Raw genomic sequence first — 22,570 nt, 5'->3', positions numbered from 1 at the left:
TTTATTTAGGTTATTGAATTGGAAATATGATCTTAATTTTTAGACCATTCACATTTTCAGTTTCAAAAATAACATCTCCGTTTAGATTAGAAATACGTGAAACCGTATTTTGCAAACCATTTTTAGGTTTTAAGTCCGAAATCCCAATTCCATTATCTGAATAATTGATAATAATTTGTTGGTTTTCTTCTTTAAAATTTAGTATAACTCGTGAAGCTTCGCTATGTTTTTTCATGTTCGTCAACAATTCTTGCATCACTAAGAAAACCTCTGTTTTAGCATAATCTTTTACGTTTCTCCAAAGTTCTTTTTCATTTCCAATCAAATATATTTTGACTTGTTCCGAATCATAAGAACTTATCAATTGTGCTAATTTTTCTGCAAAATTTTCTTGTTGATTTTCATCAATCCTATCATAGGAAATATCGCGCGAAATTTCATAAACCACCTCCAATTTATCTAAAATTTGATCACGATTAAATTCTGATTTATTCTCAATATCAGACATCACATGATAAATTCCGTTCGCCACTTTATCGTGTACTTTTTTAGAATATTTCAGTTCTGTTTTTTTGACTTCCAAAACCTTTTCTTGTTGCAACAAAACTTTCTCTTGCTCTAATTTTTGCTTTCTTTTTCTGTACAAAAAATATCCAAAAACAAACAAAACGATCAATAAACCGATTAGAATGTAAAGTTTTAAAATATCATTTTTCTTCTTTTCATTCTCTGCTTCAGCATTCAAAAAATCTGCACGATTTTTCTCCGAATCATAACGCACCAACGCAAATTGATTTTTCGCTCTGTTACGTTCTAACTGAATACTATCGTTTAGCTTTTGATAAGCTTCAAAATATTGTTTTGCATTTGTAGGATTGTCTAATAAAATAAGTTGTTGATAAACTTCTAATTTATCGCCCGCACTCTTATTTTCGAAAGCAATTTGTTTTCTTTTATTAGCATAGTCCAAGGCTTTTTTATAATCTAAATTTGAAAAATAATCTGTTAAATGCGCATAACTTGCATTTTGTCCCCACAAATCATTTTCCTTTAATCTAATATTTAACGCTTTATTTAATTCATTTATAACATTGGACTTATTGTCTTTTAACCATTTGGTATATGCTAAATTATCAGTAATTCGCGCATATTCTTTTGGATTTTCAATTGTATTCTTATCTTTTAGTAATTCTTGGTAAATCTTTATCGCTTCATCATACTGCTTATCGTAACGATAACTATTTGCAATGTTATTTTGATTGATAATATAAACATCTTTTTCTGTAGAAAAATCAATTGCTTTTTGATAATAATCTATAGCATCATTAAAATTTCCTAAATCATGAGAAGTTTGCCCTAAAATATTATATGCACTAGAAAGTGTTTCTTTTTCTTCACTTATTTTAGGGTTTAATAATTTTACCGAAGAAATAATTAATTCTTGGCTTCCAAACCAATCTCCTTGATCTTTAGAAATAAAAGCCATATTTATCATACATTTTGATGCTTGATGTTTGTTATTCAGTTTTATAAATTCTGAATATGCTTTATTAAAATAAACATAAGCACTATCATTCTCTTGTTTTTCATAAAACTTCCATGCTTTATCATAAGCTTTATTATCTAAATTATCCTGCTCAATCTCTTTGTTTTTAGACTGTTGACATGAAATAATAAAAAGTATAAAATAAAAAAATAAAATTTTTCTCAAATCTCCATATTTACAACCTAAAGCTAAACAAAAAACGGATAGATTACTCTATCCGTTGATGATTTATTTTTTCACAGGAACATCCCCTTTTTCTCCATTTGTATCACCGTCTATACTATCTGATGAAGTTTGTACAACTGGATGTTGATCTTGTGAAATTGTGTTTGCATTTTGATTTGGTAAAAAGAATCCCAATAAAGCGAATAATAATTCTAACATAGCTTAAATTTTTAATTTTTTGATATAGGTGCTCTTCCTCACAAAACAGATTGCGAGTAGTGTACACGAGAAAAAAGAAGCGCTTCTTTAGTAGGAAGTTTTTTGTAGTCTTGAGAACAATTCAGGAAAAATGCTTCCCTTCAAATCACCTCAACTATTTTCGAGACTACGTTTTCAGAAATCAAGTTTTTTGTTTTTGTTTTGATTTCTATTGCAAAGTAAATACAGAACACAAAGTCGCTGTTAAACAAACAATAGACAAGTTTTGGACAATTATTGGACAGCTTGTTTTACGGTAAACCGTAATTTATTTTGTCCAAAATTTGTCTACTTTGTAAAAGAATTAAAAATGAAATGTCTACGAAAAAATATCTATTCGAAAAAGTTTTTGAGAAAGCAAAAAATGAATTTGGGAGTTGAAGAAAAAATGGAATGTCTGTGCATTTAGAAAAAGTAATTTCAGATGATTATAATTATCCTATAACAAGCAAATCTTTTTTCAAGATATTTTGATGATTTCGTGAAAGAAAATAATTTAAAGAAGGAAATAATTCCTGATTTATTAAACATTCTTGCTCATTATATCGGTTATGAAAGTTTTGGAGATTTTAATCAAAAAAATCAGCAGACAAAAAAATGAAGAAAAAGAAGTTAATGTAGAAGAAATCGCATCCGTAGAACCAATAATAGATAATAATATTTCTGAAGAAGAATCAATAATTAATCTTCCATCAAAAAAGAATAATTTCTTTCAGAAAATAAAACTTCAACGAAATAAAGTAATTGCTGGAAGTGGTATTGCTATGATTTTGGCTAGCGGAGGATTATTTCTTAATTCAATGAATCAAAATTCGTCTTGTATGGTTTGGAAAGAAAATCATTATGAAGAAATAGAATGCGAAAAAACTTCGCCACAAATGAATGCTGTTCCATATAACGAAGCTGTTTTTCAATTGAAGAAAATCACAAAACCTGATACTTTAAATTTTAAAAATGCACTTGATAAAGTTTGGTATACAAAGAAAAATGGTGAAGTAGAATTTTTTACCAATTATGGTTTACATTCCGAAAATGGTAAAACATTGAAACCTGTCACAAAATATATTTTAACTAAATATGTCTTAAATAATGAACAATAAAAAACACTCAACATGTGAGATGAAGAGTGTTTTGATTGTTAGAAATGATATATAAAATTTAGAAAATTTTAAAAAGAATTCGAATACTAAATGTGATCACTAAAAAAGCTACAGCCAAAATAGCAACTTTCTGAGGTATTTTGCCTGCTAATTTCGCAGCAATTGGCGCTGCTAAAGCTCCTCCAATTATTAAACCTGCAATGATAAAACCATGACTTACGCCCAAAGCTGCAAAAAAAGTCAACGATGCAGAAAGTGTCACAAAAAACTCGGCTAAACTAACTGTTCCTACTACTAAGTTTGATTTTTTTCCTTTTGCTAATAAAGTTGATGTCACGACAGGTCCCCAACCTCCACCACCAAAAGCATCTAAAAAACCTCCAGCAAATCCTAAAAATCCAACCCGTTTTACTTTTTTGCGTTCGATTTTTTTTCTGAATGCTAAAATAATTAATCGAATTCCGATGATCAACGTATACGAAGCTAAAATTCCGTAAGTAATTGTTTCATATTTGTTTCCCAAATAAACCAATAATAATGATCCCGAAACTGCTCCAATAACACCTGGAATAGCCAATGCCAATAATAATTTTTTGTTTACATTTCCAAATCTATAATGCGAAAAACCACTAATTCCGCTCGAAAACATTTCGGCAGTATGAATACTACCACTTATCGAGGGCAGATTGACACCAAACAACATCATGCTTGTGGAACACGTTACACCATATCCCAAGCCAACTGCTCCGTCTACCATTTGAGCGAAAAAGCCAACAGCCAACATAATGTAAAAAACATTTGGAATGTGAATCACAAAATCTTTCGCTTCCGAAAAACTGACGATTGATGACAAAGCATATCCTAAGAATAATGCGAAGAATACCAAGGTAATTTCGGTTACTAAACGTTTGTATTTTTTTGTCGATTTTTTCCCTTCGAATGAAGACGTTAAATGATTCAAATCAGTTAGTTTTTGATTAAAATCTCCTTTGTGATTGTTTCTGATTTTATTTAAACTTTCAATGTTTTCATCAATTGAATCTGGAATAACATCAGAAAAATACTCTCTCAAACGTTTTGCCATTATAGGAGATTGTCCATTTGTAGAAATTGCAATTTTAAGATGACCTTTATTCACAATCGAACCTAAATAAAAATCGCACAAATCTGGCTGATCAGCTGCATTAACCAAAATTCCTTTTTCATTTGCTTTTTGCTTCACTTCTTGCGAAGTTTCTTTGTTATCGGTTGCAACAATCACTAAATCTACATCCTCCAAATCACTCGATTCGAACGCATGAGTTTCGTGTTTAATTGTTGAATGTTGAGCAAAAATATCTTTCAATTCTTGTTTAAAATCCTTTGCTACAACTTTCAAATTGATCGAAGGATTTTGTTTGATTAGCGTCGTAACCTTTTCTAATCCTACATTTCCTCCGCCAACAATCAGGAAGCGCAAATGTTCTGTTTTTAAAAATATCGGGAATAAATTATTTTTCATTGTTCTTAAAGGGATTTAACTAATTAACCGAAAAATATTTTCGATAGGTAAAATCTCCGAATGTTTCATTGTCTATTTTTTCATTTGTATAACTTTCGAAAACTTGATCTAGCTCATTCAAAATCTCAGTCTCATTGACTTTTTCTTTATAAATTTTATTCAAACGAACACCATATCGATCTCCACCCAACCTCAAATTATAATGTCCAGCAGAAGTCCCTACAAAACCAATTTCCGAAACATACGAACGACCGCAACCATTTGGACAGCCCGTCATACAAATAGAAATATCATCATTTTGAAGTTGATGTTTTTCTAGCAAAGGCTCTATTTTATTCACCAATTCTGGCAAATAACGTTGCGCTTCTGCTAAAGCCAATGGACAAGTTTGTAAAGCCACGCATGCCATCGAATTTTTTCTAAGTTCACTAATATCTTTGTGAATAGAATACTTTTCTAAAAGCTGTTCAACTATAGCTTTATTTTCAATTGAAATCTCACCTAACAATAAATTTTGATTCGCTATAAAAATAAAATTATTGATATTTAATAAAGCCAATTCATGTAAAAATGCTTTCTGATTAGACTGTACAACTCCATTCTCCACAAATAAAGTGTAATACCACATTCTGTTATTCACTTGTCGCCAATCATAAATATCAGAACGCTCCGTAAATTGATAAGGCTGAGAAGGCTCTAATTTAAAACTAACACGTTTTTCTAATTCAGACTTGAAACCATCAACCGTTAATTTATCAACTGTATACTTTAGTCTCGCTAATTTTCGATCGCCACGATTCCCAAAATCACGCTGAATTGTCAATACTTCATAAGCAACTTTCAACACTTTTTCTTCAGAATCAACAAAACCAATTTCGGTTGATAAACGCGAATATGTATTTGGATTTCCGTGAGTTGTTGACAAACCTCCACCAACAGCGATATTGAAACCTTTCAATTCATTATTTTCGATAATCGCAATCAGTCCCAAATCATTTGCAAAAACATCTACATCATTAGTTGGCGGAATAGCAATTGCAATTTTAAATTTTCGAGGTAAATAGCGGTCTTCATACAAATCATCTTTCTCTGTTTCGCGTTCGTAAATCTTTTCATTATCCACAAAAATCTCATAATAAGCTTGTGTTTTAGGCAACAAATGTTTTGATAATTTATCTGCATATGCATGAATTTGAGCATGAATTGGCGAAAGCAACGGATGAGAACTCGCAATTACATTTCGGTTTACATCGCCACAAGCTGCGATAGAATCTAACGTTGCTTGGTCAAACGATTGTAAAGTTGGACGCAATTGATGTTTCAAAATTCCGTGCAATTGAATGGTTTGACGCGTTGTAATTTTTAAAACGCCTGTTCCATATTGTTCAGAAGTTTCGTGAATTGCCAACCATTTATCAGCGTCAATAATTCCACCCGGAATACGCAAACGAATCATAAACGAATACAATTTGTCTAACTTTTTTTCTGCGCGTTCTTCTCGTCTATCGCGATCATCTTGCACATACATTCCGTGAAATTTCACCAAAGCTTCGTCATCTGCACGTACATTTCCAGTGTGATTATCTAGCTCTATACTTTCTTTTAACGTACCGCGAAGTCCGTCACTTTTTATTTTAATTCCTTCTATAGGAGATTGTTTTTCTATACTCATTTTATTAGTTATTGGTTGATTAGTAAACATCTTTTTGGTAGCGACCTTCTTCTTCCAATTGTTCCAGAAAATTTTTCGCTGAAACCTCATCTTGATTTGATTCTTTTGCTATTAATTCGATCAAAGCACTTTCTACATCTGTACTCATTCCGTCTTTTTGACCGCAGACATACAAATACGCACTTTCGTTTAACCTATTTTAAAGTTCTTTTCCTCGTTCTTTCACTCGATCTTGCACATAAATTTTATGTTTTTGATCTCTCAAAAAAGCTGTATCTAATTTGCTTAAAACTCCTGTTGAAAGCCATTCCTGAATTTCAGTTTGATAATAGAAATCCGAAACAAAATGTTGTTCACCAAAAAACAACCAGTTTTTACCTTCTGCGCCAATTGCATCACGATGTGTCAAAAAACTACGAAAAGGTGCAATTCCTGTTCCCGGACCAATCATAATTACCGATTGATTTTCATCTGGAAGTTTGAAATTTTTATTTTTATGAATGTAAAATTCTATGGATTTATCATGCTCAAAATCTGCTAAAAACTGAGAACATAATCCAGTTTTTTGTTGATCAGAAACTGAAAAAGTATTCAGACTAACCGTTAAATGAATTTCATTATCATATGCTTCATTCGATGATGAAATCGAATATAAACGTGGTGCAATTGGATGCAAAAGATTTAAAATATCATCAAATTTCATTGTAGATTCTGACGAATAATATTTTGATAATAAATCAATTAAATCAATCTTAGTTTCAAGAATTTCTACATTTAAAATTGTTGCAAATTGATCGATTGATTTTTTAGAAAGTGCTCTAATATTTTTTTCTTCAAGTTCTTTTGCGCGATTTTCTTCATTGAAAAATTTTGCAATCGTTAAAATTTCGGTTTGATTATTTTTTGGATAAACACCCAAAGCATCACCTGGTTCGTAATCTACTTGCTCATCAACTGCTATTTCGATATGATACGTTTCATTGTTTGAATCTCTATCATTCAAAACGATTTCATCTTTTATAATTCCTTCGTACGATTTTTTCTGCGTTGAAGAATTTTGCAATTTTTGAGATTGTACAACCGTTGAATTTCCTTCTGATTGAATAGTTTTTAAAATATCCGCAAACCAATTTTCGGCAATTTCTTGATAATCTAAATCTACTTTTACCAAATCGAAAACGCGTTGTGCGCCTAGTTTTCCAAATAATTCATCAATTTCTTCTCCTGATTTACAGAAAAACGGATAAGAAGTATCGCCCAAACCAAAAACAGCAAACTTAGTTTGATTTAATTTTAGATCAGAGTTACTCAAATTATCATAGAATTTTTGCGCATTTTGAGGTAAATCTCCATCTCCTTGCGTACTAAAAATTTGAATTAAGAATTCTTCCTTTTCAATTTTTTCGAGTGGATATTGAAACGCTTCAATCGCTTTGGCTTGAATTTTATTCATCTTAAAAATTCCAAGCAATTGATTAGCTAATTTCTTCGCATTTCCTGTTTCAGTTCCATAGATTATTGTAGGTTTGATTGAGGTTAAAACTTTTTGTTCTTGAGGTACTTCTTGTGTTTGATTTGCAACTAATCCAGCCAAATAACCATTTGTCCAAATAATTTCGTCACGTGATAATTCTTTGACTAAACTTTTTACTAAGTTCAATTTTTCGTTAGCTAGCATAAGAAATTGTTGTTTTATGGTTATCAAAATATGAGTTGGAAGTTGGTTGTTCATCTAACCAAGCGAATGATTGATGCAAATTAACAACATGACCAACGATAATTAAAGTTGGTACAAAATCAAAGGTTGGTAAATGTTTTTCTACAATATTTTCAAAAATAAAAAACTTGCGTTTTCTGATCTGGAGTTGTCGCTTGTTGAATAACTGCTAAACCTTTTTCGGTATCAATTCCATTCAAAATCAACTGATCAGCTAAAGTTTGCAAACGCTGTACACTCATATAAAAAACCAATGTATCAGACGTTTTTGCCCAATCTTTCCATTGTTTGTGTTCAATAGATTTCAAATCGCACAACGTCAACATGCGAACTCCTTTCGAATGATTTCGCGCTGTCAATGGAATTCTCGTGTAAGCAGCAGCACCAAAAGCAGCCGAAATACCTGGAATTATTTCGTACGGAACATGATTTTTTTTCAAGGTTTCTAATTCGTCCAAAATATTAGAGAAAAGTGAAGCATCACCTCCTTTCAATCGAACCACTAATTTTCCTTGCATTACAAACTCAATCATCATATCGTTAATATCTTTTTGAGGCGTATGAATGCCTTTCGAACATTGTTTTCCGACATAAATAACCAACGCATCTTTTGACGCATATTCGTCTATTAACACTGGAGAAACCAAGCGATCTGTCAAAATAACATCTGCTTTTTTTGATATAATTTAATGTTTTGAGCGTCACCAATTCTGGATCTCCATGACCAGCGCCAGCCAAAATTACTTTTCCTATTGTTGTTTGCATGTTTGTAATAAATAAGTTGATTGATAAGATTTAATTGATGTTTTAATCAATAAACATCAAAGCAGCGACTGTATTTTTCGTTGTTTCGTCAATCAAAATGGCATTTCCTGTATGAATATTTTCTTTGAAAGAATCAAAAAATAAAGGTTGATTTGTTTTTAAAACAACTTGTCCAATATCATTTAACTTGATTTCTTCAGATGGAATAAATTCCCAATTATTAATATCCCATTGTTGATCGATTGTTTTGATTTTTGCACGAACCGAATGAAAACGATGTTGCAACACATACGTTTTTCCTTGTTGTAATGCATTATTGTCTAACCAACAAATCCACGCTTTTAGCACATTTGTAGTTTGCGGTTCTTCGGAAGTTTTTACAATTGTGTCTCCTCTACTGATATCTATATTATTTTCGAGATGAATCACAACATTTTCTCCTGCTTCAGCATGTTGTACTTCTTCCAAATGACGTTCTATTTTAACAATTTTTGATTCGATATTTGATGGATAAACTTTAATAGAATCCCCAACTTTGTAGGCTCCACTCAAAATTTGCCCCGCATAACCTCTATAATCGTGATGCTCTTCATCTTTTGGACGAATTACCCATTGAACCTGAAAACGAGCTGCTAAATTTTTATCTGTTTCAATCGAAATTGTTTCCAATTGATGCAATAATGTTTCTCCATTGTACCAAGGCGTTTTTGCAGATTTTTCGACAATATTATCGCCAACCAAAGCAGAAACTGGAATAAAAGTTACTTCATCATAATTCAATTGATCTTGAATTTGTTGAAAATCATTTTTTATCGTTTCGAAAATATCTTGTGAATAATCAACCAAATCAATTTTATTAATGGCGATGATTGCTTTTTTAATTCCCATTAACGAACCAATACTTGCATGGCGTTTTGTTTGAGAAGTGATTCCTTTTCGTGCATCAACCAGAATAATAATCAACTCTGAATTTGAAGCACCTGTAATCATATTTCGTGTATATTGCTCATGTCCAGGCGCATCTGCAATAATAAATTTTCTTTTTGCAGTCGAAAAATATTTGTACGCTACGTCTATTGTAATTCCTTGTTCGCGCTCGGCACGTAAACCATCTGTAATCAAAGACAAATCAATTTCGTCGTCTTCATTTGATTTACGTTTTTCTAAAACACCCAATTGATCGGTGTGAATACTATTCGAATCGTAAAGTAAACGCCCTATTAAAGTACTTTTACCATCGTCTACGTTTCCTGCTGTTATAAATTTTAATGTATTCATTTTACTTAATTCCTATAGATATTATAGAGTTTTGTTTAAAAAAATTTTGACTTAGAAATAACCTTGTTTTTTACGGTCTTCCATCGCTGATTCTGACAATTGATCATCCAAACGAGTTTGTCCTCTTTCGCTAATTCTTGTATTAATAATATCAGTAATGATATCATCAATCGTAGAAGAATCCGAAGGTACAGCTGCTGTACACGTCATATCACCAACCGTTCTGTAACGTACTTTTTCTATCACAACTTCATCGTCTGCATTTGGCTGAATAAAATCTGAAGTCGCAATTAATTTATCATTGTAAACAATACATTCGCGCTCATGAGCAAAGTATAAATTTGGTAATTCGATGTTATTTTGTTTGATGTAATTCCAAACATCTAATTCTGTCCAATTGCTAATCGGAAAAACACGTACATTATGTCCTTTTTCAATTCTTCCATTCAAAATATTCCACAATTCAGGACGCTGAAGTTTCGGATCCCATTGACCAAAATCATCACGAACCGAGAAAATACGCTCTTTTGCACGTGCTTTTTCTTCATCACGACGTGCTCCTCCAATACATGCATCAAATTCATTTTCTTCGATCACATCTAACAACGCATATGTTTGTAAGGCATTACGAGAAGGAAAACGACCAGCAGTTTCTTTCAGATTATATTTTTTTATAGCATCTTCTACAGAGGCTACAATCAACTTTTCGCCAATTTTATCGACCAAATAATCTCTAAATTTTATCGCTTCAGGAAAATTGTGTCCTGTATCTACATGTACCAAAGGAAAAGGAAATTTCCCTGGACGAAAGGCTTTCAAAGCTAAATGAATCAAAACAATAGAATCTTTTCCTCCTGAAAATAACAATGCTGGACGCTCAAATTGAGCAGCTGTTTCTCTCAAAATGTAGATTGCTTCGTCTTCTAGTTGATTTAAATAATTTTTTTCTTGACTTGACATTCTTTCTAACTTTCTAACTTATTTTTTGACAATAAAAAACTCCTCAAAATTTTGGAGGAGTTCATGAACTATTATTTTCGTAATTAATACATCACAACATATTCCTCCTCTTGTAAAGAGCGACACATATACATTGACATATTAAATACTATTTTTTTCATTTTTCTTGTTTCATTTCTGAGTTCAAAATTATATTATTTTTCTAAATAAATATAATTAATAGAATAATTTAAATAACAAACCTATTTTTTAAACAATTTAAAGAAAATTATCCTAAATAAATTTATTCAATAAAATAATAATCTATAAAACCGATAGATTTTATGTTGTAAAAGTAAAAATTTTATTTAAAATACAAAGATTGATTCCAAAAAAAGATAAAAAATTGAATATTTCGGGGACTTCCTTACCTTTGCAAAATGTCAAGAAAAGCGAAACAAAAAATCATATTAAATAATATAGAAGTTTTACGTGCTGGTGCAAAAGGTGTATCGGTTGGTAAAACAGAGGAAGGGAAAACGGTTCTGATAAAAGGCGCAATTCCAGGAGACGTTGTAGATGTACACGTTTTGAAGAAAAAAAGCAGCTATTTAGAAGGACAAGCAATCGAAATTCACACAAAATCTCCTTATCGCGTTCAGCCAGAATGTGAGCATTTTGGTGTTTGCGGTGGTTGTAAATGGCAAGATATGAGCTATGATGCGCAATTAAAATTTAAGCATGACGAAGTGGTTAACAATTTGGTTCGTATCGGAGGTTTCAAAGATTTAGATGCTGAAATTGTTCCAATTTTAGGTTCTAAAGAACAATATTTTTACCGTAATAAATTAGAGTTTACTTTTTCTAATGCACGTTGGTTAACGTTAGAAGAAATTCAGTCTGGGAAAGAATTTGACGACCGTGACGTAGTTGGATTCCATATTCCTGGTGCTTGGTCTAAAGTTTTGGATGTTACAAAATGTCACTTGCAACGTGATCCTTCTAATGCGATTCGTGTCGAAGCAAAACGTTTTGCATTAGAGCATCATTTAGATTTCTTCGATTTAAAAAATCAAGAAGGTTTATTAAGAACATTAATGATTCGTACTTCTCAGAATGGACAAGTAATGGTTTTGGTTCAATTCTTCCGAGAAGAGAAAGAAAATCGTGAAGCTTTCTTACAAAACTTGAAAGATAAATTCCCTGAAATCACATCTTTATTGTATGCAATCAATCCAAAACAAAACGATTCTGTTTATGATTTAGATATCGAAGTTTTTGCTGGAGATGATCATATTATGGAAAAGATGGAAGATTTGAACTTCAAAATTGGTCCAAAATCTTTCTATCAAACAAATCCAGAACAAGCTTACGAATTATATAAATTAACACGTGATTTTGCAGGTTTAACTGGAGATGAATTAGTATACGATTTATATACTGGAACTGGAACAATTGCGCAATTCGTTTCGAAAAAAGCGAAAAAAGTAGTTGGTGTAGAATCTGTTCAAGAAGCAATTGATGCAGCAAAAGCGGCAGCAAAATTTAATGGAATTGATAATTGTGATTTCTATTGTGGTGATATGAAAGATGTATTGAATCAAGATTTCATTAACGAACACGGAATTCCAGATGTAATTATTACTGATCCTCCACGTGATGGAATGCATAAAAAAGTGGTTGAAAATATTTTGTTTATGAATCCTAAACGTGTTGTTTATGTTTCGTGTAACTCTGCTACACAAGCGCGCGATTTAGAATTGATGAAAGATCAATATAAAATTGTTAAAGTTCAACCAGTTGATATGTTTCCACAAACACATCATGTAGAAAATATTGTACTTTTAGAGCGAATTTAAAATTCAATCAAAAAAAAAATGAAAAATATTCAACGTTTTCTAGCCTACTCAATTTTTGCTTCTATAATTTCTTTAGCATTTTATAGTTGTGAAGATGATGATATTTGTACCGACGAAGGTGATGTTCCACGCATGGTTGCTAATATGTATTATGATGGAACAAATGTTCCTTTGGAAGATTCTATTTATTATTGGGCTTATGTTTATAATGATTCGATTACGAAAGGAATTAGAGAAGCTACAGGAACGAGTAAAGATACTGTCTTAATCGAAAAAAATTCTGCTTTAGGAAAAACGAGTTTCGGAATTGCTTTGCGTAATAATTCAAAAAAAGAAATTTATTATACTATAGCGCAAGGTCCAGATATAGATGTAAAAGATTCTATAACGGGTAAAGTCATCAGAACAATCCTTGCAAAACGTGATCGATTGATTTTAAAATACGATACACTTGGAAATGGCTATACTTCTAAAGCTTGTGGTTTTGGATTAACTTTTAAAGGAGTTGATGTAAAATTGGTAACAAAAACTGGAAATGGAGCTGGAAATTGGATAAAGAAAATAGAAACTGTAAATACTGAAATTAAAGATGGTTCGACAACTATTATTAAGCTTTTTGCTGACGAGCGCAATTAATTTTGCATTTGGTCAAGAAAATAAAACTGATTCAACAAAAGTTTCGGTTACAGATTCTATTCTCAAAAAAAAATACCACGATATTTTTATCGGTGTAGACGTTTTCAATCCAATTGTTTCTGCTTTCAACGATAAAAAAGGAGTTAGCGCTTATGCTTCTTATCAAATCAATAATAAGTGGCATGCCGTTGTAGAAGCTGGTTTCGAGAAAAATAATTTCAATGAAATCAATTGGGATGTTGATGTTGACGGCGTTTTTGCAAAACTTGGTGCAAACTGGTTTATAACGCAAGATATCGAAAATCAATCGAACGGAATTTACATTGGTGGACGAATTGCGTATTCTAAATATTCGCAAACCATCAATAGTTATCCGATTAGAGATTTACAATCAAATGAGATTATAGGGACAGGAAGTTTGCCAAAAGCGAATGTAAGTAGTTATTGGATAGAAGCTGTTGTCGGTGGACGTGTAGAGATTTTTAAGAATTTTTATGGTGAATTAGCCTTACATCCTGCAGCTTATATTGGTGGTAAAAAAGATCAAGGAATTGATCCTTTGGTTATTCCTGGTTATGGGAAATATAGTGGTCCTTTTAATATGCCTGTTTTTTGGGGAATTGCTTATAAGATAAAGTAAAACTAAGGTTAAGATTTAGACTAAAGTTAAGATAAAGTATACAAAAAAAGGAACTCTAAATTGAGTTCCTTTTATGTTGATGCGAAGCTGAAATGAATTCAGCTTGACATTCTTTCTCTACATTATCATTAATAATCCTTAAATTAGTTTATCTAACGAAGTCATCCTGAACTCGTTTCAGGAACATATCATATAAGGAATTCTTATGAAAATATATTATGTTTATATACTTACAAACAAATATCGAACTGTTTTCTATATTGGAGTTACCAACAATTTAATTAAAAGAATAGAAGCTCATAAAGAAGGAATTGGTTCAGCTTTCACTCAAAAATACAATGTAAAATCATTAATTTATTTTGAAGATTTTACTTCAATTAGTCAAGATATGTTAAGAGAAAAGCAATTGAAAAATTGGAAACGGGAATGGAAAATTAATTTAATTAAATCTAAAAATCCAAATTTAGAAGATATTAGTATTCTATAATAAACAAAAAAGGAACTCTAAATTGAGTTCCTTTTTATATGTTCTAAAAAGATTTATAGATTAATCCAAAACCTTTGCTCCTTTTACTTTTTGATTCGTTAAAGCAATATCCAAAACTTCTTTCATTTCTTTTACAAAATGAAAAGTCATTCCTTTTACGTATTCTGCTTTAATTTCTTCAATATCTTTTCGGTTATCTTCGCACAAAATAATTTCTTTGATATTTGCACGTTTTGCCGCTAAAATTTTCTCTTTAATTCCGCCAACTGGCAACACTTTTCCACGAAGCGTGATCTCACCTGTCATTGCTAATTTTGCTTTTACTTTTCGTTGTGTAAAAGACGAAACCAAAGACGTCAACATTGTAATTCCGGCAGATGGTCCATCTTTTGGCGTTGCTCCTTCCGGAACGTGAATATGAACTTTATAATTCTCGAAAACTTCTGGTTTAATTCCCAATTCATCCGCATGCGATTTGATGTATTCTAATGCAATTGTTGCAGATTCTTTCATCACAGTTCCTAAATTTCCTGTGATAGAAAGTCCACCATTTTTTGCTTTCGATAAAATAGATTCGATAAACAATATATCCCCTCCAACACTTGTCCAAGCTAAACCAACCACAACACCTGGAACTTCATTGTTCTCGTATTGATCTGGCGTAATAGAAGGACCTAAGATTTTCGAAATATCTTCAATTGAATATTTAGTATTAAATTCTTCTTCCAACGCAATATGTTTTGCAGCTGAACGAACTAATTTCGCAACTTTCTGATTCAATTTACGAACACCAGATTCACGCGTATAACCTGTTATTAAATATTCGATTTCTTTTTTTCCTAACACAACATCTTTCTCTTTCAAGCCATGTTCTGTTAGTTGTTTTGGTAAAAGGTGACGTTTTACGATTTCAGATTTTTCCTCGATTGTATAACCTGCAATATTAATCATCTCCATACGATCACGTAACGGACTTGGAATATCTCCAATATTATTGGCTGTCGCTATGAAAAATACTTTCGATAAATCGTAGCCAATTTCTAAGAAATTATCATAAAAAGTTGAATTTTGCTCTGGATCTAAAACCTCTAACATTGCTGATGAAGGATCTCCATGCGCACTAGCCGACATTTTATCAATCTCATCTAAAACAAAAACCGGATTCGACGATTCAGATTTTTTGATTGACTGTAAAATTCTTCCTGGCATCGCTCCAATATAGGTTTTACGATGACCACGAATCTCAGATTCGTCGTGTAAACCACCCAACGACATACGTACATATTTGCGCCCAATCGCTTCTGAAATAGATTTCCCCAACGATGTTTTACCAACACCCGGAGGTCCATATAAACAAAGAATTGGCGAACGCATATCCCCTTTCAATTTCAACACAGCAAGATGCTCCAAAATGCGTTCTTTCACATCTTCTAAACCATAATGATCATGATCTAAAATTTTCTTTGCATTCTTGATATCAAAGTTATCTTTCGTCAAGGTATTCCAAGGTAAATCCAACATAAATTCAAGGTAATTACGCTGAATATTATGCTCTGGCATTTGCGGATTTAGACGAGAAAGACGGTTGATTTCTTTATCAAAATGATTTGCTACATCTTCGCTCCAACTTTTCGTTAAAGAACGTTTGCGCATTTCATTAATTTCTTCTTCTGTCGAATTTCCTCCTAATTCTTCTTGAATCGATTTGATTTGTTGATTTAAGAAATATTCTTTTTGTTGTTGATCTAATTCTTTGCGAACTTTATTCTGAATCGTATTCTTCAACTCCAATTTCTGAAGCTCAACATTCATAAAACGCATCACTTCCATTGCCCGAAGTTTCATATCAGAAATTTCTAACAACAACTGTTTTTCATCTAAACTCAACGTCAAATTAGACGCTACAAAGTTGATTAGAAATGTATTACTTTCGATACTTTTTATAGCTCCTGCAGCTTCCGAAGGCAACATTGGATTTTCTTCTACAATCTGAAAAGCTAAATCACGAATTGATTCAATAATAATTGGATATTCTTTGTTGCGTGATGTCGGAACTTTTTCTGTCAAAATTTCTACTTCAGCCTTGAAATAAGGATCATTTGATACAAATTCTTTAACTTTGAAGCGTTTCATCCCTTGTAAAATCACCGTAATGTTTCCATCTGGCAATTTTATCATTCGCATGATTTTCGCAACTGTACCAACTGTATACAAATCGTCTTGTGTAGGATCTTCCACAGCAATTTCTTTCTGCGAAAGCACTCCAATAATGCGATCTTCTTTGTAAGCTTGTGTTAAAAGTTGTATAGATTTATCTCTACCCGCGGTAATTGGCGCAACCACACCCGGAAATAAGACAGTGTTTCTTAACGATAAAATAGGCAATACCGAAGAAATATCTTGCTTATTTAGCTTACTTTCTTCGTCTTTACTCATCAAAGGAATTAATTCGATTTCTTCTTCCATTACTTGTGCTAATGACAAATTGTCTATGTTCATAATTTTTTTATACGTTCAAAGTGTCAGTAAAACTATTTTTAACTGACGAAAGCCTTTCATAATAACAACATTATTAAGATTTGAATCTTGTCTAAAGCATTTAGAAAAGCGAGTATAAATAAGTCAAACGTTATGCCAATAAAATATATTGTCAGTTTTTCAATAAAGGTTTTGAATGAGGATGAATAAAAAAAATCGGGATTTACCCGATTTTAGATTTTGCAATTACTTTGCGGTACAATTCTTCATATTGCGGAAGAATATTCGTTTTATCAAATCGTATCGCTTGTTCTTTTGCTTGATAACTAAACTCTGCCAAACGCTTTTCGTCCTCTAAAATATAAATCGCTTTTTCTGCCATCATTTCGATATCTCCTACTGGGCAAACAAAACCAGTGACTCCGTTAATATTTACTTCTGGAATTCCGCCTGCATTGGACGAAATAACCGGAACACTTGCCGCCATAGCTTCAAGTGCTGCCAATCCAAAACTTTCTTGTTCAGACGGTAAAAGGAATAAATCTGCCGCTTTCAAAACATCATTCAAGTCACTTACCATTCCAAGACTTTTCACTTTATCTTGAATTCCAAATTCTTGAATCATTTGATCCGCCATATCCCATTCAGGACCTTCTCCAGCAATAATCAATTTCGATGGAATTTGTTTCTGGATCAAATTAAACGTTCCAATTACATCTTCAATACGTTTTACCTTTCTCAAGTTTGAAGTGTGCAAAATTACCTTCTCTTTTGGTTGCGCAAAATTATCACGACAACACACACATTTCTCTGGCAAATATTGATCATTATCAATAAAATTTGGCACTACTTCTATTTCATTTGTAATGTCAAATGCTTGTAAAGTATCTTGTTTCAAACTTTCGGAAACTGACGTTACAGCATCCGATTCATTGATCGAAAACTCAACAGCCGTTTTATACACAGGATGTTTCCCTACCAACGTAATATCTGTTCCGTGCAACGTTGTTACAATTGGTAATTTATACCCCTTTCGAGCCAACATTTGTTTCGTAAAATACGCCGCATACGCATGCGGGATCGCATAATGTACATGAACCAAATCTAATTCGTAATGCAAAACTTTATCATACAAAATTGTACTCAACGCCAAATCGTATGGCTGATATTGAAACAATGGATACGTTTCGACATGAATTCGATGAAAGTATATATTTGGTAATTTGATGTTTAATCTCGCAGGAACATTTGTGCTAAAAAAATGTACTTCATGACCTTTTTCCGCTAAATCCATTCCCAGTTCTGTTGCCACAATTCCACTCCCTCCATAGGTTGGATAGCATACAATTCCTATTTTCATTCGCGATTTTTATTTAGACAAATTTAAGGTAAAATTGCTTCATAAATTACTTGTCGAATATTTTCTCTCACTTTTTTAATGGAAAGATAATTTGGTTCGACGGTTTCATTGACACGATTCGAAAGAAAAATATACACTATATTATATTTAGGATCAGCCCAAACCATAGATCCAGTAAAACCTGTATGACCAAAACTTTCGACAGATGGGCCAACTTTAGAAATATGTTGCATTTTATCAAAACCAGCTCCACGATGATTTCCTTTGAATTGTTGTTTTGTAAATTCCGCAACTATCTCTGGCTTCAAATAAACCTCATCGCCATATTCTCCACCATTCAAATACATTTGCATCAATTTTGCCAAATCAATCGAGTTAGAGAATAAACCAGCATGACCAGCAATTCCGCCCATCATCGCAGCTCCTTGATCGTGTACAAAACCATGTACCAATTGATTTCTATAGGTTTTGTCGTATTCGGTTGGAATAATATCTTCTAAACTAAATTTTTCTTTTGGATTAAAAGTTGTGCGATACATTCCCAATGATTGATAAAATTTTTCTTGTGTCAGTTGATTCAAATCTTTCCCAAAATCCTTTTCTAATTTCTTCTTGAAAATATAATAGCCTAAGTCTGAGTATTCGTATGATTTACGGCCTAAAGATGATTTATAAATATCTTCGTAAATCGTATCTTTAATAGAGTTGATAATATAAATGTTATCTGTAACTTTTATCTGATGTTCCTCATCTTGCTTTCTCGAATAGAAATCTAAATATAATCGCGCATTTTTTACATTGACAGTTTCATTGTAAAAACCAATCCATGGCTTAAGACCAGCTTGATGCGCTAATACTTCACGAACTTTTAAGGAAGATTTGTTCGAGTTTTTTGCATCATTATCAATTTCTCCAATTGTTTGCTCAAGGTTTAATTTTCCTTCGTTTACCTCCAGCATCAACAAAGGCAACGTCGCCGTCACCTTTGTTACAGAAGCGACATCATATAAATCTGTCCACTTCACTTTTTTTAAAGAATTTTTATCTTGAGTTCCAAAGCTTTTATCATACACGATTTTCCCGTCTTTTGCGACTAAAATTTGCATTCCAGGCGTGTAATGATTTGCAATTGCTTCTTCGGCAAGTTTATCTATTTCTAAGAGTTTTTTTTTCCTAAATTCACATTTTCAGGTGCAGTAAATCCTAAACGTTTGATGTGTTTTGTTACAATTCCTTGCCCTTCTTTCAAGTTTTGATTGATATCTACCGGAAATGTTCCATCTGCATCAATTGCTCCAAAAATAACTTGCGCAGCAGCTGCTTGCGCATCTTTTGTATTTTGATAATGAACTGTAACCGCATCTAAATTTGATAAATCAAGATCTTTCAAACCATAAGGACTTGTGAATAATGAGAAGATTTTCTTTTTATCTTTTGGTAATGCTTTCAAAATTGCTTTCGAGTTATCTGACAATTTATATGGTTTGTAAACCGTTTCATTCGATAAAAACGCTCCCGAAATAATCACATCATAATCATTCAATAAATTGATCTGATTTGGATTTGAAATCTTCACCAACTCAACATTTGTATATTTTTGTAAATGTCTCAAAAATTGATCATAATCTGTTTGTTCAAGGGGAACAAAAGCTATTTTTTGATTCAATTTTTTAATTGGTAAAAGTTTGTGTTCATTCTTTACAACTGTCGAAGCTTTCTCAAAAATTTTAGTTGTTAACGCTAAATTTTCAGGAGAATTTAAATCTTCTAAAACATTTGCAGAATTTAAAGTTTTTATTTCATTTAAACCTGTAATATATTTTGCCATCAAAATTTTCTTCACACTTTCTTCTAAACGTGCTTCAGAAATCTGACCTTTATTTATTGCATCAATAATTTTTTGTTTCCCAACGTGTACATTTTGCGAAAACAATAAAATATCATTTCCCGCTACAAATGCTCTATAATCTACATCACCAGCAGGAAACATTTTTGCTACACCATCCATATTCAACGCATCTGTAATCACAATTCCTTTGAATTGTAATTCTCCTTTCAAATAATCTGTAATAATATTTTTAGATAAAGTTGAAGGTATTTTTGGATCTGGTTCTAAAGCTGGAACATTTAGATGCGCCACCATAATTGACTGTACACCTTCATCAATCATTTTCTTGAAAGGTGCAATGTGATATTTCTCTAAATCTGCTTTATTATCTGGAATCAACGGCAAAACTTTGTGCGAATCTTGATCTGTATTTCCATGTCCAGGAAAATGTTTTGCAGACGATAATACGTTTTGCGCACGCATTCCATCCATATAAGCAATTCCTTTTTCTGCAACTCGATCTGGATTTGAACCAAAAGAACGATTCCCGATAATTGGGTTATTTGGATTAACATTGACATCAACTGAAGGTGAAAAATTAAACTGAACACCCATTCTGTTCGCTTGTATACCAATTTGTTTTCCAACTTGATACACCAACTTATTATTGCGTAGAGCACCAAGCGTCATATTCCAAGGAAAACGCTCCACTCCTTTCAAACGCATTGCCAATCCCCATTCTGCATCCATTCCAATTAACAATGGAATTTTAGAAATAGATTGAAATTTATTTGTCAACTCAATTTGATGAGCCGCTTGATCTTGCATAAAAATTAATCCTCCGATATGTTCTTCTTCAATTAATTTTTGAATATCATTTTCATGCACCACATCTCTATTTGTATAGGCTGCAACGATAAATAACTGACCTACTTTTTCTTCCAATGACATTGAATTATACTTCTCATTCACCCATTTCATCTGAATAGAATCTTTGTACAATGGCGAAACGTGTTGCGCTTTCGAAGCTATAGGTAAAATAATTGTTAAGAATACGTATGCGATTACTCTTTTCATTCCGGAATAAATTAATTTTGCTTGTTTTTTCTTTTTTAGAAACATTTTTTAAAGGCCAATCAAGTTAGGATTGGTAAATTTATAGTAAATTGTCAAATTAAATAAATTTATATGAGTATTTTCAGTGTTGTACAGGATAGCATGTTGAATCATCCTGGACTAATAACTGTTTTTGGGGTTGCAGTAATTATTATGTTACTACTTGATTTAGGTGTTTTTAATAAAAATGCGCACGTGGTTTCGAACAAAGAAGCGCTTACTTGGACCATCGTTTGGATTTCCTTGGCGATGATTTTTAGTGGAGTGATTTATTTCGTTTTTAAAGAAGCAGATGGACATGCATTTGCCATCAATAAATTTTCGCAATTCCAGGCGGCGTATTGGATAGAAAAAGCCTTATCCGTAGATAATTTATTCGTCTTCATACTCGTTTTTGGATTCTTTAAAATTCCAAAAGAATATCAACATAAAGTCCTTTTTTGGGGAATTTTAGGTGCTCTTCTTTTTAGAGCAATCTTTATTTTTGCAGGAGTTGAATTAATTAAAATGACTTATTTACCAGCTTTTTCTATTGGAGATTGGCACTTTAATCTTGGTGATGAAGCAACTCATGCAAATTTTGAAGCAAAACAATTCTTCCGTCCAAATGTCGTTTTAACACTGTTTGGTTTCTTCTTAATTGTCGCCGGAATCAAATCTTGGAAATCAAGTGATGATGATGAAAATCAAGATTTATCACAAAATTTTGGTGTTAAATTGGTACACAAATTCTTTAAAGTTACACCAAATTTTGATGGAGATAAATTCTTTTCTGTACAAAACGGAATTAAAATGGCAACACCACTTTTCGTCGCTTTAATGGTAATTGAAGTAACTGATTTGGTTTTCGCTGTAGATAGTATTCCCGCTATATTCGCTGTTGCTCCAGACGATCCTTTTATTCTATATTCATCTAATATTTTTGCAATTTTAGGACTACGATCGTTGTATTTCTTGTTGGCAAATTCAATGGATAAATTCAATAAACTACATTACGGCTTAGCGATTATTTTAAGTTTTATCGGAATTAAAATGATTATTATGCCATTCTATCATTTTGAATCGACTATCTCATTGTCAATAATTGGTGGAGTTTTATTAACAACAATTATTTGGTCGTTAATTTCGAATAAATCAGAGGTTACGGAATAAGATTATTATCATCATATAATGAATAAACCCCAAGATTGAATTAATCTTGGGGTTTATTTTATAATCATTATAC

19 protein-coding genes are annotated in these 22,570 nt (G+C 32.1%); 6 read left to right on the top strand and 13 right to left on the bottom strand.

The genetic code is table 11. The features are described from left to right. Positions 1-10 precede the first annotated feature (10 nt). The gene (locus tag B4J88_RS14590; protein WP_291067961.1) at positions 11-1,711 is read right to left on the bottom strand and encodes a tetratricopeptide repeat-containing sensor histidine kinase; all 1,701 of its coding nucleotides are present in this window, start codon (positions 1,709-1,711) and stop codon (positions 11-13) included. A gap of 63 nt (positions 1,712-1,774) precedes the next feature. Beyond that, positions 1,775-1,930, bottom strand: a complete 156-nt coding sequence (locus B4J88_RS14585; RefSeq protein ID WP_291046670.1) for a hypothetical protein — start codon at positions 1,928-1,930, stop codon at positions 1,775-1,777. 590 nt (positions 1,931-2,520) lie between these two features. On the opposite strand from B4J88_RS14585, the gene B4J88_RS14580 reads away from it, so the two are divergent. Then, positions 2,521-3,069, top strand: coding sequence for a hypothetical protein (locus B4J88_RS14580; protein ID WP_221856659.1), 549 nt, complete (start codon positions 2,521-2,523; stop codon positions 3,067-3,069). Positions 3,070-3,127: 58 nt separating this feature from the next. Here B4J88_RS14580 and B4J88_RS14575 read toward each other — a convergent pair whose 3' ends face one another. From B4J88_RS14575 to cysD, 7 genes are all read right to left on the bottom strand, one after another. Continuing rightward, positions 3,128-4,570, bottom strand: coding sequence for a TSUP family transporter (locus B4J88_RS14575; protein ID WP_221856661.1), 1,443 nt, complete (start codon positions 4,568-4,570; stop codon positions 3,128-3,130). 19 nt (positions 4,571-4,589) lie between these two features. Continuing rightward, positions 4,590-6,242: an NADPH-dependent assimilatory sulfite reductase hemoprotein subunit gene (locus tag B4J88_RS14570; protein WP_286496281.1), complete on the bottom strand. Its 1,653-nt coding sequence runs from the start codon at positions 6,240-6,242 to the stop codon at positions 4,590-4,592. A 19-nt stretch (positions 6,243-6,261) separates the two neighbouring features. Then, complete coding sequence (locus B4J88_RS14565) at positions 6,262-6,390, bottom strand: hypothetical protein (protein WP_291046682.1); 129 nt, start codon at positions 6,388-6,390, stop codon at positions 6,262-6,264. A gap of 51 nt (positions 6,391-6,441) precedes the next feature. Then, the gene (locus tag B4J88_RS14560; protein ID WP_291046685.1) at positions 6,442-7,920 is read right to left on the bottom strand and encodes a diflavin oxidoreductase; all 1,479 of its coding nucleotides are present in this window, start codon (positions 7,918-7,920) and stop codon (positions 6,442-6,444) included. 152 nt (positions 7,921-8,072) lie between these two features. After that, positions 8,073-8,618, bottom strand: a complete 546-nt coding sequence (locus B4J88_RS14555; protein ID WP_260509644.1) for a uroporphyrinogen-III C-methyltransferase — start codon at positions 8,616-8,618, stop codon at positions 8,073-8,075. A gap of 148 nt (positions 8,619-8,766) precedes the next feature. After that, a complete protein-coding gene (locus B4J88_RS14550) occupies positions 8,767-10,002 on the bottom strand; it encodes a sulfate adenylyltransferase subunit 1 (protein WP_291067960.1) in 1,236 nt (411 codons plus the stop codon). 51 nt (positions 10,003-10,053) lie between these two features. Then, the gene (cysD, locus tag B4J88_RS14545) at positions 10,054-10,962 is read right to left on the bottom strand and encodes a sulfate adenylyltransferase subunit CysD (RefSeq protein WP_286484712.1); all 909 of its coding nucleotides are present in this window, start codon (positions 10,960-10,962) and stop codon (positions 10,054-10,056) included. 419 nt (positions 10,963-11,381) lie between these two features. Here cysD and rlmD point away from each other — a divergent pair, with 419 nt between their 5' ends. The 4 genes from rlmD to B4J88_RS14525 all read left to right on the top strand — a co-directional run bounded on the left by rlmD (position 11,382) and on the right by B4J88_RS14525 (position 14,563). After that, a complete protein-coding gene (rlmD, locus tag B4J88_RS14540) occupies positions 11,382-12,800 on the top strand; it encodes a 23S rRNA (uracil(1939)-C(5))-methyltransferase RlmD (RefSeq protein ID WP_221856669.1) in 1,419 nt (472 codons plus the stop codon). Between the two features lie 18 nt (positions 12,801-12,818). Further along, positions 12,819-13,436 (top strand): DUF6452 family protein, encoded by a 618-nt coding sequence (locus B4J88_RS14535; protein WP_291067959.1) that lies wholly within the window; start codon positions 12,819-12,821, stop codon positions 13,434-13,436. Continuing rightward, positions 13,390-14,076 carry a DUF6048 family protein gene (locus B4J88_RS14530; protein WP_280035559.1) on the top strand — a complete coding sequence of 229 codons (687 nt, stop codon included), beginning with the start codon at positions 13,390-13,392 and terminating at the stop codon, positions 14,074-14,076. Before B4J88_RS14535 ends, B4J88_RS14530 begins: the two co-directional genes overlap by 47 nt. A gap of 205 nt (positions 14,077-14,281) precedes the next feature. After that, positions 14,282-14,563, top strand: coding sequence for a GIY-YIG nuclease family protein (locus tag B4J88_RS14525; RefSeq protein WP_125348802.1), 282 nt, complete (start codon positions 14,282-14,284; stop codon positions 14,561-14,563). Between the two features lie 60 nt (positions 14,564-14,623). Here the strand turns inward: B4J88_RS14525 and lon are convergent, their stop codons facing one another. The 4 genes from lon to B4J88_RS14505 all read right to left on the bottom strand — a co-directional run bounded on the left by lon (position 14,624) and on the right by B4J88_RS14505 (position 21,306). Continuing rightward, positions 14,624-17,062, bottom strand: a complete 2,439-nt coding sequence (gene lon / locus B4J88_RS14520; protein ID WP_125348801.1) for an endopeptidase La — start codon at positions 17,060-17,062, stop codon at positions 14,624-14,626. Between the two features lie 202 nt (positions 17,063-17,264). Beyond that, the gene (gene bshA / locus B4J88_RS14515) at positions 17,265-18,401 is read right to left on the bottom strand and encodes an N-acetyl-alpha-D-glucosaminyl L-malate synthase BshA (protein ID WP_125348800.1); all 1,137 of its coding nucleotides are present in this window, start codon (positions 18,399-18,401) and stop codon (positions 17,265-17,267) included. Between the two features lie 23 nt (positions 18,402-18,424). Beyond that, on the bottom strand, positions 18,425-19,555 hold the full coding sequence (locus tag B4J88_RS14510) for a serine hydrolase domain-containing protein (protein WP_125348799.1): 1,131 nt from the start codon (positions 19,553-19,555) through the stop codon (positions 18,425-18,427). 2 nt (positions 19,556-19,557) lie between these two features. Continuing rightward, entirely contained in the window at positions 19,558-21,306 is a 1,749-nt protein-coding gene (locus B4J88_RS14505; protein WP_260391930.1) for a glycoside hydrolase family 3 protein, read from the bottom strand. Positions 21,307-21,417: 111 nt separating this feature from the next. Between B4J88_RS14505 and B4J88_RS14500 the strand changes: the two genes are divergently transcribed. Further along, positions 21,418-22,497 carry a TerC family protein gene (locus B4J88_RS14500; protein WP_280035556.1) on the top strand — a complete coding sequence of 360 codons (1,080 nt, stop codon included), beginning with the start codon at positions 21,418-21,420 and terminating at the stop codon, positions 22,495-22,497. The last annotated feature ends 73 nt before the right edge of the window (positions 22,498-22,570 follow it).

This window comes from Empedobacter sp. UBA5036 (genome assembly GCF_002415215.1).
GTDB classification, from domain to species: Bacteria; Bacteroidota; Bacteroidia; order Flavobacteriales; family Weeksellaceae; genus Empedobacter; species Empedobacter falsenii_B.
The sequence above is the reverse complement of the archived record's forward strand: the minus strand, read 5'-3'. Positions and strand labels throughout refer to the sequence as shown.

Excerpts from the sequence above, each read along its gene's own strand:
- B4J88_RS14505 (WP_260391930.1), bottom strand. The coding sequence starts at position 21,306 with ATGAAAAGAGTAATCGCATACGTATTCTTAACAATTATTTTACCTATA.
- B4J88_RS14535 (WP_291067959.1), top strand. The coding sequence starts at position 12,819 with ATGAAAAATATTCAACGTTTTCTAGCCTACTCAATTTTTGCTTCTATA.
- bshA (WP_125348800.1), bottom strand. The coding sequence starts at position 18,401 with ATGAAAATAGGAATTGTATGCTATCCAACCTATGGAGGGAGTGGAATT.
- B4J88_RS14575 (WP_221856661.1), bottom strand. The coding sequence starts at position 4,570 with ATGAAAAATAATTTATTCCCGATATTTTTAAAAACAGAACATTTGCGC.
- B4J88_RS14570 (WP_286496281.1), bottom strand. The coding sequence starts at position 6,242 with ATGAGTATAGAAAAACAATCTCCTATAGAAGGAATTAAAATAAAAAGT.
- B4J88_RS14500 (WP_280035556.1), top strand. The coding sequence starts at position 21,418 with ATGAGTATTTTCAGTGTTGTACAGGATAGCATGTTGAATCATCCTGGA.
- B4J88_RS14550 (WP_291067960.1), bottom strand. The coding sequence starts at position 10,002 with ATGAATACATTAAAATTTATAACAGCAGGAAACGTAGACGATGGTAAA.
- rlmD (WP_221856669.1), top strand. The coding sequence starts at position 11,382 with ATGTCAAGAAAAGCGAAACAAAAAATCATATTAAATAATATAGAAGTT.
- B4J88_RS14525 (WP_125348802.1), top strand. The coding sequence starts at position 14,282 with ATGAAAATATATTATGTTTATATACTTACAAACAAATATCGAACTGTT.
- lon (WP_125348801.1), bottom strand. The coding sequence starts at position 17,062 with ATGAACATAGACAATTTGTCATTAGCACAAGTAATGGAAGAAGAAATC.
- B4J88_RS14530 (WP_280035559.1), top strand. The coding sequence starts at position 13,390 with ATGGTTCGACAACTATTATTAAGCTTTTTGCTGACGAGCGCAATTAAT.
- cysD (WP_286484712.1), bottom strand. The coding sequence starts at position 10,962 with ATGTCAAGTCAAGAAAAAAATTATTTAAATCAACTAGAAGACGAAGCA.
- B4J88_RS14580 (WP_221856659.1), top strand. The coding sequence starts at position 2,521 with ATGAAAGTTTTGGAGATTTTAATCAAAAAAATCAGCAGACAAAAAAAT.
- B4J88_RS14585 (WP_291046670.1), bottom strand. The coding sequence starts at position 1,930 with ATGTTAGAATTATTATTCGCTTTATTGGGATTCTTTTTACCAAATCAA.
- B4J88_RS14560 (WP_291046685.1), bottom strand. The coding sequence starts at position 7,920 with ATGCTAGCTAACGAAAAATTGAACTTAGTAAAAAGTTTAGTCAAAGAA.
- B4J88_RS14565 (WP_291046682.1), bottom strand. The coding sequence starts at position 6,390 with ATGAGTACAGATGTAGAAAGTGCTTTGATCGAATTAATAGCAAAAGAA.